Source organism: Pseudomonas putida group bacterium ESBL64 (assembly GCF_045277175.1).
Taxonomy (GTDB): Bacteria; Pseudomonadota; Gammaproteobacteria; order Pseudomonadales; family Pseudomonadaceae; genus Aquipseudomonas; species Aquipseudomonas alloputida.
On sequence record NZ_CP145799.1, the window covers coordinates 345,377 to 357,462 of the forward strand.

Annotated in this window: 10 protein-coding genes; 4 read left to right on the forward strand and 6 right to left on the reverse strand. The window is 64.2% G+C overall.

Features of this window, described 5'->3' with window-relative positions:
- Positions 1 to 17: 17 nt before the first annotated feature.
- On the reverse strand, positions 18 to 1,730 hold the full coding sequence (locus V6093_RS01560; RefSeq protein WP_003250851.1) for an FAD-dependent oxidoreductase: 1,713 nt from the start codon (positions 1,728 to 1,730) through the stop codon (positions 18 to 20).
- A 194-nt stretch (positions 1,731 to 1,924) separates the two neighbouring features.
- On the opposite strand from V6093_RS01560, the gene V6093_RS01565 reads away from it, so the two are divergent.
- The 3 genes from V6093_RS01565 (at position 1,925) to V6093_RS01575 (ending at position 4,737) form a co-directional block, all read left to right on the forward strand.
- Positions 1,925 to 2,701 carry an IclR family transcriptional regulator gene (locus tag V6093_RS01565; protein ID WP_012052805.1) on the forward strand — a complete coding sequence of 259 codons (777 nt, stop codon included), beginning with the start codon at positions 1,925 to 1,927 and terminating at the stop codon, positions 2,699 to 2,701.
- A gap of 138 nt (positions 2,702 to 2,839) precedes the next feature.
- Positions 2,840 to 3,892 carry a Gfo/Idh/MocA family protein gene (locus V6093_RS01570; RefSeq protein WP_004575428.1) on the forward strand — a complete coding sequence of 351 codons (1,053 nt, stop codon included), beginning with the start codon at positions 2,840 to 2,842 and terminating at the stop codon, positions 3,890 to 3,892.
- Positions 3,893 to 3,921: 29 nt separating this feature from the next.
- A complete protein-coding gene (locus tag V6093_RS01575) occupies positions 3,922 to 4,737 on the forward strand; it encodes a sugar phosphate isomerase/epimerase (protein ID WP_143999961.1) in 816 nt (271 codons plus the stop codon).
- Between the two features lie 155 nt (positions 4,738 to 4,892).
- On the opposite strand, the gene V6093_RS01580 is transcribed toward V6093_RS01575, so the two are convergent.
- The 5 genes from V6093_RS01580 to V6093_RS01600 form a co-directional block, all read right to left on the reverse strand.
- Positions 4,893 to 6,218, reverse strand: coding sequence for an MFS transporter (locus V6093_RS01580; RefSeq protein WP_012052802.1), 1,326 nt, complete (start codon positions 6,216 to 6,218; stop codon positions 4,893 to 4,895).
- 242 nt (positions 6,219 to 6,460) lie between these two features.
- Entirely contained in the window at positions 6,461 to 8,149 is a 1,689-nt protein-coding gene (locus tag V6093_RS01585) for an FAD-dependent oxidoreductase (RefSeq protein WP_047603921.1), read from the reverse strand.
- 41 nt (positions 8,150 to 8,190) lie between these two features.
- Positions 8,191 to 8,511 carry an NIPSNAP family protein gene (locus V6093_RS01590; protein ID WP_003250862.1) on the reverse strand — a complete coding sequence of 107 codons (321 nt, stop codon included), beginning with the start codon at positions 8,509 to 8,511 and terminating at the stop codon, positions 8,191 to 8,193.
- Positions 8,496 to 10,229, reverse strand: a complete 1,734-nt coding sequence (locus tag V6093_RS01595; protein ID WP_047603920.1) for an FAD-dependent oxidoreductase — start codon at positions 10,227 to 10,229, stop codon at positions 8,496 to 8,498. The genes V6093_RS01590 and V6093_RS01595 overlap by 16 nt, the downstream gene beginning before the upstream one ends.
- Before the next feature lie 4 nt (positions 10,230 to 10,233).
- Positions 10,234 to 11,043 (reverse strand): shikimate dehydrogenase, encoded by an 810-nt coding sequence (locus V6093_RS01600; protein WP_003250867.1) that lies wholly within the window; start codon positions 11,041 to 11,043, stop codon positions 10,234 to 10,236.
- A 156-nt stretch (positions 11,044 to 11,199) separates the two neighbouring features.
- Between V6093_RS01600 and V6093_RS01605 the strand changes: the two genes are divergently transcribed.
- Positions 11,200 to 11,970 carry an IclR family transcriptional regulator gene (locus tag V6093_RS01605; protein ID WP_047603919.1) on the forward strand — a complete coding sequence of 257 codons (771 nt, stop codon included), beginning with the start codon at positions 11,200 to 11,202 and terminating at the stop codon, positions 11,968 to 11,970.
- Positions 11,971 to 12,086 lie beyond the last annotated feature (116 nt).

Below are 12,086 nucleotides of genomic sequence, written 5' to 3' on the forward strand. Positions count from 1 at the left end.
GGGTATTGTGGATCAGCTCACTCATACCCCTGCACCCCGGCAATGTGCCGCCCGGCGACATAGCCAAAGGTCAGCGCCGGCCCCAGGTTGATGCCACCCGACGGGTACCAGCCACCAAACACGCTGGCCATGTCGGTACCTGCTGCGTACAGGCCTGCAATCGGTTGCCCGGCCTCATCCAGTACACGGGCATTGCCGTCGGTGCGCAACCCGGCAAAGGTGCCAAAACAGCCGGGCTTTACTTTCACCGCATAGAACGGCCCGTGCTCGATGGGCGCCACGCAAGGGTTAGGGCCCTTGTGCTGTGGGTCACCCTGCTTGCGGTTGAACGGCGTGGAACCGCGGCCAAACGCCGGGTCCTGGCCGTTACGGGCATGGTTATTGAAGTCAGTGACCGTGGCGCGCAGCCCGGACGGGTCAATGCCGCAGGCCTGGGCGAGCTGCTCGAGCGTGGCGCCGCGTTTCAGGTAGCCGTTGCGCACATGCGGCCCTACCGGCAGCGGTGCCGGGCGGGCATGCCCCAGGCCATAGCGGCGCAAGAAGCGATGATCGCAAACCAGCCACGAGCACACCTCCTGGCCCTGCGGCACTGCAGCGACCATGGCCGACACATAGTCGTAATAGCCATGCGCTTCGTTGACGAAACGCTTGCCGTTGGCCAGCACACCGATAACGCCCGGTTTGCCGCGCTCGATAATGTGCGGGAAGTGGCCGACGCTGCCGTCGCGATACGGCACCTGTGAAACCGGTGCCCAGGCCACCGGCGACTTCAGGTCGGTGGCAACCACACCGCCGGCGGATTCGCCCAGGCGCAGGCCATCGCCAGAACACCCCTTGGGCGGCAGCGCCAGGTTGTCGTGGCCGCTGGCATCGCGCGGGAACAGTTGCTGGCGCCGGGCGTTGTCATTGGGGAAACCACCTGCCGCCAGCACCACGGCCTTGGCGCGGATCAGCTGCTCGCCCTGTGGCGTCGCGACCCACGCCCCGCGTACCTGGCCACCCTCGATCAGCAGGCGTTTGGCCGGCGCCGACGCTTGCAGGTGCACACCCAGGTCCTGTGCCGATTTAGCCAGGCGCGCCACCAGTGCCACACCGTTGACCAGGTGCATGGCCCGACCATGGCGGGCCAGGTGGTACAGGTGGCGGCCAAAGCGCTTGCACACGTGCAGCAGGGCTTTGGGCGAGCGGGTCATGTTGAGGAAGGCGGCAAGGTCGGCACCGGCCATGATCGGCATGCCCATGAACGAAGTTTCGCGCATGGTCTTGCGCAAGCGTGGCAGCAGGGCGCCAACCTCGCGGGCATCGTAGGGCGCGGCGATCACCTGGTGGCCGCCAAGGGCTGCCCCTGGCGTATCGCCATGCATGTCCGGGATGCCGTTGCCGTCGGCAAACTGCAACGCCGTGTACTTCTCGAAAAACGCCACCATGTGCGGGCACGCCTCAAGGAAGGCATCGACGCGCTCGGCATTGTAGTTTGCCCCCAGCTCATGGCGCAGATAAGTCCGCGGCTGTTCGATGTCTTCCTCGATGCCGGCCCTGCGCGCCAGCGGGTTGCGTGGCACCCAGGCCCAGCCGCCGGACCAGGCGGTGGCACCGCCAAACACCGGCTCTTTCTCCGCCACGATCACCTTCTGCCCATGCCAGGCAGCCGTGACGGCCGCCGCCAGCCCGGCGGCGCCAGAACCTATGACCAGTACATCGCATTCGGTTTCGAGAGGAGCGGAAGGCATTGCGGGTTTCCTGTGCTTTTATTAGAACAATGTTCCACATTCTTATCAGCAGCGGGTGGTCCTGCAAGGTCAGGTTGGTCATGTCAGGCAAGAACTGGGCGATCATCGGACATTCGGGGTGGCCCGAGCTGCGCTGGCTAGCGACGATGTGGAATCATCTTCTAGAATTCGCAAAAAAATCAGGGACCTGTGACATGGCTGGTAGTCAGATCGAACGCGCCTTCAGTCTTGTAGAAAGCCTTACCGGTGAACCCCAAGGGCTGCCGTTACAAACCCTGGCCGAGCGCCTGGACATTCCCAAAAGCGCTGCCCACCGCATGCTCACGGAGCTGGTGCGGCTGGGCTACGTGCGCCAGAACCGGGAAAACAGCCGCTATCAGCTGTCGGCCAAGCTGGTAGCGCTGGGCTTTCGTTACCTCGCCAGCAACGGTGCCGACATCATCCAGCCGATTCTTGACCGCCTGGCCCAGGACAGCGGTGAGCTGGTGCGCCTTGGGGTGATCGACGGTGCCCGGCAAACCTGGATCGCCAAGTCTCAGGGGGCCCGCTCCGGGCTGCGCTACGACCCGGATATGGGGCGCGACGCGCCGCTGTTCTATACCGCCTCCGGGCATGCCTGGCTGGCCAGCCTGGACGATGAGCAGGCGCTGCAGATGGTGTTGCGCCAAGGTATTGCCGACCCCGAACAGTTCGGCCCGAATGCGCCACGCTCCACCGACGAGCTGCTCGCCTACCTGCACCGCGCCCGCGAGCGTGGGTATGCCTGGGTCGAGGAGACCTCCGCCATCGGCACCTCAGCCCTGGCCGCAGTGGTACGCCGCCCGCAAAGTGACGAGGTGATCGGCGTGCTGAGCATCGCCGGGCCCAGCGCGCGGCTGGCACAAAGCCGCCTTACCGCGCTGGCACCGCTATTGCTGTCGGCGGCAGAAGAGCTGTCGGCGGCCAGCCCCGCCAGCGAGCTGTTTGCCTGAGAGGATATTCCGGTCGATTACCGCACAGTCTGTTGCGCCCGTTCTTCTGAAAAGCTGAACTTGGTTCTAAATTGTCGAGTATGAATTTTGGAACCCGGTTTCAGAATTTCATAACAACAATGACAAGAGGACAGGCTGTTGAACGCACCCCTTCGTATTGCCTTGATTGGCGCCGGCATTATGGGCCGGCAGCATTACCAGCACTTGCGCAATGTGCCGCAAGCCCAACTGTGTGCGGTAGCCGACCCCGGCCCGCAGGCCGAGGCCTTCGCTGCCGAGTGCGGTGTGCCCTGCTTTGCCGACCACCGGCAAATGTTGGCGCATGCGCGCCCCGAGGCAGTGATCGTCGCTAACCCCAACAACCTGCATGTCGCCACCGCCCTGGATTGTGTCGAGGCCGGAGTGCCAGTGCTGGTGGAAAAACCGGTGGGCGTGAACCTGGATGAAGTGCGTGCTCTGGTGGAAGCCTCACGCCGCCGAGGTGTGCCGGTGCTTGTAGGGCACCATCGCCGACACAATCCGCTGATCGCCAAGGCGCACCAGGTGATCAACGAAGGCAAGCTGGGCCGTTTGATCAACGTCACCGCGCTGTGGCAGCTGCAAAAGCCCGACAGCTATTTCGAAACGCCCTGGCGCCGCGAGCCAGGGGCCGGTTTCTTGCTGACCAACCTGATCCACGACCTTGACCTGTTGCGTTACCTGTGCGGCGAGGTGGTGCAGGTGCAGGCCTTCACCCGCAACGATGTCCGCGGTTTTGCCAACGAAGACAGCGCCGCGGTGCTGCTGCAGTTTGCCAACGGTGCCCTGGGCAGCCTGACCGGGTCCGACGCGGTGGCTGCACCGTGGAGCTGGGAGCTGGACGCTGGCGAAAGCCCTGTGTACCCGCGCCAGGATGGCCAGCCGTGCTATCTGCTGGCCGGTACCCAAGGAGCACTGAGCATTCCCCAGCTCAAGCGCTGGCATTACGCCGAGGCAGGCTCGGGCTGGCATACGCCCCTGTTGCAAAGCTCGGAAAGCATCCCCGCCGGCGAGGCATTGACCCTGCAATTGCAGCATTTTGTGCGGGTTGCCCGGGGTGAACAGGCGCCGCTGATCGACGCTGCCGACGGGGGGCGCACACTGGCGCTGATCGAAGCGATAAGGCAGGCAGCCCAAAGCGGTCGGGCTTGCGCGCCCGAGCACATTGGCTGATACAACCTTACTATTGCGGGTGATGATAAATGACTGATCGAATTTTTTCCCTCGCGGCCCTGACGGTGCTCGAGCTGTCTCCACCGGACATGGTCGAGGCCGCCGCCCGAGCGGGTTACAGCCATGTCGGCCTACGGCTGGTGCCAGCCACCGAACAGGAGCGGCATTTCCCGTTGGTTGCCGATGCCGAACTGCGTCGGCAAACCCAGGCGCGCCTGCGCGACACGGGCATCAAGGTGCTCGACCTGGAGATCCTGCGTCTTGAGCCGGCAACCTGTGTGGCCGATTTCGAAGCGATCCTGGCGGTGGGCGCCGAGTTGGGTGGCACTGAATTGCTGGTAGCGGGCAACGACCCCGACGAAGCGCGCCTGACCGAACGCTTTGCCGCATTGTGCGAGCTGGCGGCGCAATACGGCATTCACCCTCACCTGGAGTTCATGCCCTGGACCGACGTACGTGACCTGCGCCAGGCCATGCGGGTGGTGGCCAACGCCGACCGCGTCAATGGCTGCGTACTGGTGGATGCCTTCCACTTCAACCGCTCCGGCTCTTCGCTGGACGACCTGGCGCAGCTGGCGCCGCAGCGCATGCGCTATGCCCAACTGTGTGACGTTGCTGGTCCGGTACCGGCCGACATGGACGAGATCCTGCGCCAGGCGCGTAACGAGCGACGCTTCCCGGGTGATGGCGATGCTGACCTGGTTGGCCTGTTGCGCGCCTTGCCGCCGAGCGTGCCGCTGAGCCTGGAAATCCCCACGCGGCAATTGCTGGAGCAGGGCATCAGCGGCGAACAGCGCGCGCGCATGGCGCTGGAGAAAGCCAAGGCGGTGTTGGCCACCGTCTGATCGAGCGAACGTGGCGCATGGCACCGGCTGCGTCACGTTCGTGAGTGAACCCGCTCCCACACCGAACATTGCCTTGTCGTTGTTTGCTTCTCAAGAAATACCAGGCCAAAAAAAAGGGCCCGCAAGGGCCCCGTAGAGGTAAGTAGCTAGCGCTCTCAGGCGCTCTCGACCTTGCGCGGTGCCATGAAATACATCCACACCAACGCCAGGAAGTACATGGCGGGGATCATGGTAAACAGCACGGCATAGTTGTTGTTGGTAGCGGTCAGCACGCTGCCGACAATCTGCGTCATGAACATCCCGCCAATTGCCGCACACATGCTGCCGAAGCCGAATACGGTGCTCACCAGATGCTTGGGTGTGTAGTCCATCACCAGGCTCCAGATATTCGCCGTCCATGCCTGATGCGCACCTACCGCGATCGAGATGGCCGCCACCGCGACCCACAGTCCACTGGCGTTGGCGGCAAAGATGACGCTGAGCATGGTGCAGGCAAAGATCAGCATGGACACCAGCCGCGCTGTCGTGGCACGCACGCCACGGCCGATCAGCCACGACGACAGAATGCCCCCCCCGATGCTGCCGAAGTCTGCCGTCAGCCAGATGATGATCAACGGGATGCCCATCTGGGTCACGTTGATGCCCAGGCTGTATTGCTGGTTCAGGAACGGCGGCAGCCAGTACAGGTAGAACCAGAACACCGGCGCGGTAATCGCATAGGCCACTGCAAAAGCCCAGGTGCCACGCAGGCGCAGGATACGGCTGAACGGCACGCGGGTCGGCTCGGGCTCGTCATCCTGCTGGATGTACTGCACCTCGCTCTGACGCACGCGGGGGTGGTCTTCAGGGTTGTAGTACTTCAGCACCCAAAACACGACCCACACCAGGCCCAGGCTGCCCATGGCGATGAACGCAGCCTGCCAGCCCCACACAGCCAGGATCAGCGGCAACAGCGCGGGGGTGACCATGGCACCAACGTTGGTACCGGCGTTGAACAGCCCCGTTGCAATGGCCCGCTCACCCGCCGGGAACCAAAGGCGCACGGTCTTGACGCAGGCCGGGTAGTTGGCGGCCTCGGTCAGGCCGAGGATGAAGCGGCAAACCATGAAACCTGCCGCCGAGGTGGCCAGGCCGTGGGCCCCCGTGGCCAGGCTCCACAGCAGTACAGCGAAGAAGAAGGCCCGTTTGACCCCGACCTTGTCGATCAGTCGGCCTTGCAGCAGAAAGCCGATGGCATAGCCGACCTGGAACCAGAAATTGATGTTGGCGTAGTCCATCGCCGTCCAGCTCATTTCCTTGGCCAGCACGGGCTGCATGATGCCGAGGGCGGCGCGGTCGATGTAGTTCAGGGTGGTGGCGAAGAACACCAGGGCGAGCATGCCCCAACGGGTCTTGCCGACGCCGAAGGCGCCGCGGAGCTTGTCGCCGATCGAGCCCTGGGACATCCGGGGCGCGGCGGGGGGGATCTTGGAGTGGTTCATAGACTGCTCGTTTCTTGAAATTGTATTCAGCTGCGGTGCTACGGGTACGTGACCGTTTCCCAGGCAGGGGGGGCACGCAAGGCCGGTGCATGGTGAGCAGTGAAGACGGCAGCGTCAATTCAAGAGACGGGCTACTGTTCGGTTATCGAACGGTTGCGTTGGCCTGCGGGCGCGGCAGGTATTCACCTCACTGAAGGGTAGAAGGCTTTGGCCCTGGTTGCCTGATGGGCGCAACACCGACATCAATGATGTGCACAGCCCCCGCTCAACGCTCTACCGGCCAGATACCCGAAGGTCATCCCAGGGCCAAGGGTAATGCCGCCGCTCGGGTAGTACCCACCCATCACGCTGTGCATGTCGTTACCCACTGCAAACAACCCGGGTATCGGCTGCCCTGCGTGGTCCAGTACGCGGGCTGAGGCGTCTGTGTCCAGGCCGGCGAAGGTGCCAAGGCTGCCTGGCAGCAGTTTCACCGCATGGAACGGCCCCTTCAGCAACGGCCGAAGCGACGGGTTGGGTGCCTGCTGCGGGTCGCCTTGGGCCCGGTTGTAGGCCGACGCGCCACGTAGAAAGGTAGGGTCTTCACCTTGTGCCGCATGATGGTTGAAGCCCTCCACCGTGCGTTGCAACTGCTCGGCGTCGATCCCGCAGCGCTGCGCCAGTTGCGCCAGGGTAGCGCCGCTGTGCAAATAGCCACTGCGCTGATAGAAGCGGGTAGGGAAGGGAAAGGGCTTGGCCCAACCGATGCCATAGCGCCGTTGCGCAGCATGGTCGCAGATCAGCCAGGCCTCCGGCTGCTCAGCCTGCGGCGTGGCGGCGAACAGCGCGTTCATGAAGTCGTGGTAGCAATCGGCTTCGTTGACGAAGCGCCGACCATCGCGGCGCACGGCGATGAAACCGGGCTTGGCACGGTCGATCAGGTGTGGGAAATGGCCGAAATGGCCATTGCGGCGCGGTACCTGCGATACCGGCGCCCAGGCGCCCCCGTGGGCGCCTGCCGCAGACACCCGCCCACCCGCCTGTTCGCCCAGGCGCAAACCATCACCGCTATTCTCCCTGGGCGCAGCGGAGTAATGCTGGTCACCGTCCGGCGCGTGCGGTATCAGTTGCGAGATACGCTGGCGATCATGTGGGAAGCCACCGCAGGCCAGCACCACACCACGCCGTGCGTAGATCGTTTGGCCATCGGCAAACAGCGCGCCGTTGACCCGTTCTTCGCACAACAACAGACGGCTGGCCGCTTTCTCGGTCAGCAATGTCACGCCACGATCAAGGGCGCTGCGCAGCAGGCGCGCCACCAGCGCGTTGCCATTGACCAGATGCAGGCCGCGACGGTGCAGCAGCAGGTCTCGGCCATGGCGCAACAGGCGCTTGCCAACATGCAGCGCTGCCTTCGGCGAGCGTGTGGCGTTGAAGAAGGCAGCCATGTCGGCACCTCCGGCAATGCCCATGCCGGCCAGGCTGACGATGTCCAGCGGTGGGCGTAACGTGTGCAGCCAAGGCCCTAGCCGTCGCCCGTCGTAAGGTAATGCACACAGCGAGCGACCACCGCGTGCACTGCCATCGCCTTCACGCATGTCGGGCATACGGCTGCCGCACTGGAACTGCACGGCAGTGTGTTGCTGGAAGAACGCCACCATTTCCGGACCATGGCGCAGGAAGGCGCGTTGACGCGGGTCCAACTCGCGGGTGTGGGTTTGCGCACGCAAATAGCGCTCCGGGGCATCGTCGGCTTCGACGATGCCTTCGGCGATGGCCAGAGGGTTGCGCGGTATCCACAACCAGCCCCCCGACCAGGCGCTGGTGCCGCCCAGCTGGCTGGCTTTTTCCGCGACGACCACTGTCAGGCCATGATGCGCGGCGGTTACGGCGGCAGCCAGGCCAGAGGCGCCGGAGCCGATGATGAGTACGTCACATTCAAGGGGGGGCATGGAAGGGGTCCGCTCGGCTGTTGGAAGAGGTGGCGTGTGGCTTACTGCAGCGGTGAGAAACCGGTCGGGCGCAGCAGCCGCGATTGCAGGCGCAGTACCGCGCCCAGCTCGCGGTTGCGTCGCGAGAATTCCGCCCAGCGTGAGTCTGCCGCCATGGCTGCGCGGCGCGCCATGCGGTCGTCGAGGCTGGCATAGCCCCAGATGTGCACCACTTGGTTGACGTCGCCGAACTCGCTGGTGAAAAAGCCCACCAGGTTGCCCAGGTGTTCGCTCTGCACCTCGAGTGCGTGGCTTTGGTACAGGGCCAGCCAATCGGCCATTTTCAATGGGTCGAGGGTGTAGGTTCTCAGTTCGTAGTACATGCCGGTTTCTCCGTAGGGGTAGCCGGCGCCTGCAGGCGCGCGGTGATGTGGTTGGCAGCAAGCCAGCCGAAGGTGAGGGCAGGGCCCAGGGTGATGCCGGGGCCGGGGTAGGTGCCCTTCATCAGTGAGTTCATGTCGTTACCGACCGCATACAGCCCGGGAATGGGCAAACCGCTGCGGTTCAGCACGTTGGCATCGGCGTTGGTCACCAGGCCACGGGCTGAACCGAGGTCGCCGGTGTGAATGCGGATGGCATAGAACGGCCCCTTGGTCAGGGGGGCCAAGCATGGGTTGGGCGTATGTTGCGGGTCGCCCATGTAGCGGTTGTAACTGTTGCCGCCTTTGCCAAATGCGCGGTCGATGCCATTGCCGGCATCGCTGTTGAACTGTGCAAGTGTTTGCGCAAACACCTGTGGATCGACACCGATGGCCAGGGCCAGTGCCTGCGATGTGGTGGCCCGATACAGGTAGCCTGCGTCGATCAACGCCTGGTTGTTGACGGGCTTGGGCCGCGCCAGGCCAAGCCCGTACCGGTTCATTGCTTCGGCATCGCAGACCAGCCAGCAGCTGGCAATGCCGTTGGCGAACATGGTGTGCACGAAGTGGTGGTAGGAGTCGGACTCGTTGACGAAGCGCCGCCCGGCTTGGTCTACCGCAATCACGCCCGGCTTGGCGCGGTCGGTGACCAGGTGCGGGAAGCGCTCACGTTCACCATCGGCATGACGCAGTTCGGAAACCGGTGCCCAGAAAAAGTTGGCCGCCAGGCTCTCGCCCTCGGCTGCTGCCACGGCCTGGGCAAGACGCAGGGCGGCTCCGTCGTTGGCCGGTGGTGACATGGTCAGGTGCGGCGCCTTTTGAGCAGGGCGGTAGCCGGCGGCCATTGCGCCTGCTGCGAATCCGCCCATGGCGCACACCACGCCACCACGGGCCATTACCCGCTCACGGCGGCCCTCGCGCTGTACGACCACGCCCGTGATCACGCCGTGCTCGGCGATCAGCTCCACGGCTTCGCTGCGCAACCACAACTGCGTGCCGTGGGCGAAGGCGCTGGTGGCCAGGCGGGCGATCAATGCGTTGCCGGTGGTAAGCCGGGTGCCGCGTGGGTGCTGCAGGCGGTCGCGCGCGTAACGCGCCATCAGCTTCAGGCAATGCCACAGCGACTTGGGTGAGCGGCGAATGCTGAGGAAATGCTGGATATCCACCCGGTTGACCATCATGCCGCCGAACAGCAGCATGCCGGGCGGTGGCATCTGCAGGTCCTTGAAGCGTGTGCCCAGGTGCTTGCCGTCGTATTCGACCATTTCCAGCGCCCGGCCGAACTGAGTGGCGCCGGGTGCATCCGGGTAATAGTCGGGCGAGAGTGGGCGCAGGGCATAACGCAGTTCGGTGTTCTGCTCCAGCCAGCGCAGCGCTTGGTGGCCATGCTCGATGAAGGCATCGCCCAAGGCGGGATCGTAGCCGTCGCCGATGACCTGCTTGAGGTAGGTGCGCATTGCCTCGGGGGAGTCCTTGGCGCCGGCGTCACGGGCTTGGTCGGTGCCGTACAGCCACACCGCGCCGCCAGAAATCGCCGAGGTGCCGCCAAAGCGTTCGGCCTTTTCCACCACCAGCACCTTCAGCCCACGGCGGGCCGCGGTGGCGGCAGCGGCAAAACCACCGGCACCGCTGCCCAGCACAACCAGGTCGAAGCTGTTGTGTGTGTGCTCCAGAGTCGTCATGGCTTCAGATCTCCAACGGTGTGACGCCCATGAAGGCGCCAAGGTGGCCCAGTTGGGCGAAGGCCATTTCCGGGCCAGTCTGGATCCTGCAACCTACTTGCCGCGCGCGGTTCAGCAGCGGGGTTATCTCGGGTGAGGTGACCACGTCGGCGACCAGGGTGTCTGGCAGCAGGGTAGCCAGCAGGGCGGCGGACAGCGGCAGCTCTGCGCGGGTGCCCATGCCGACTGGGGACGCGTTGGCCACCAGGTCGAAGTCTTCCAGCCCATTGAACTGTGTGCTGACCGTGAGCCCGGGGAAGCCGTTGCCGAGCAGTTCGCATACAGCACCCATGCGTGCTGTGCTGGGGTCGCTGAGGGTAATGCTGGCGATCCCTGCCTCAGCCAGTGCATAGGCAATGGCACTGCCAACACCGCCGCAACCGATCACCAGTGCCCGTTTGCCCGCCGGCTCGAAGCCATGCTTGTGCGCAGCGCCGAGGAAGCCGGCGCCGTCCACGTTGTCGCCCAGCAGGCGTCCGTCGCGCTCGCGGCGTATCACATTGACCGAACCCAGGGCAGCTGCGCGCTCGCTCAGGCCGTCCACGCGGTTGGCCAGCGCCTGCTTGTAAGGCACGGTGACCACGCAACCGCGCAGGTTCTGCCAGCCACGCAGGGTATCCGCAAAGCTGTCCAGCGCCGCCTCGTGCAGGTCGAAGGGCAGCATGGCGAGGTTGCAGTTGTTGTGGTTGAACCAGGTGTTGAAGTTTTCCGGAGACTTCACCTGGGCGATGGGCGAACCGACGATGGCGACCAGTTCAGTGGAACCTCGAATCATGCTGACCTCCTTATTGGCGTTGTTATGGAGGCAAGGGTGAGGCAGAGGGACGCGTGCAACAATGCGTCAAGCGGCCACTTAATGCGATAATCGCAGTCATGATCCGGTTATCGCAGTAATCGGCTGTTTTTGTTCCTCTGGTAGCGAGTCGAATGCATGAACACACCCGCCATCCATCCCCGTGACTTGATCGCGGGCTTGCAGAAAGGCCTGGCGCTGATGCAACTGTTCAGCGCCGAGCAGCCGCGCCTGAGTGTGCCGCAGGCGGCCAGGTTATCTGGCCTTACGCCCAGTGCGGTGCGGCGGTTTCTGCTGACCTTGGTGCATGAGGGCTTTGCCGAAACTGACAGCCGGGAGTACTGGCTGACCCCCAAGGCCTTGCGTATCGGCCAGGCTTATGTGGACTCGGCGCAACTGCCGCGCATGCTGCGGCCGATTGTTGAACAGGTGGCGCGGCAGACCCAGGAGCACGTATCGGTGGGTACCCGCGATGGCGATGAGATCATCCATCTGGTGCGTAGCCGGTATAGCCATGTGGCGTCTTTGTCGATCAGGCCGGGCTCGCGGGTACCCATGTATTGCACGGCCGGCGGGCGGGTCTGGCTGGCCTGGCTGGAAGAGGGGGAGCGGGACGAATACTTTGCCCGTCAGCCGCTGCGGGCGTTGACGCCTTACACACTGACAGACCGGGCGCAGCTGGACGCTGAGCTGTTGCGCGTGAAGGGGCAGGGGTTCTGTATCGTTGATCAGGAATATGAAATCGGTATGCGGGTGCTGGGGGTGCCATTGCTGGGACGGGCCGGTCAGTTGAAAGCGACGCTGACCATCACGACTCATGCTTCGCGGTTGAGTATTGATGAGATACGGTTGCGGTATTTGCCGACCCTGTATGAGGCACAGGCGTTGCTTCGGCCAGTGCTGGATTGACGCAGGCATGGCGCAGTCTGCGGGCATGGCGCCATGCGTGTGAGAACGGGGCACCCGCTGGACGGCCCCAACCGGATGACTGACAGGCTTCAGTATCCGGCTCAGTGACCGATAGT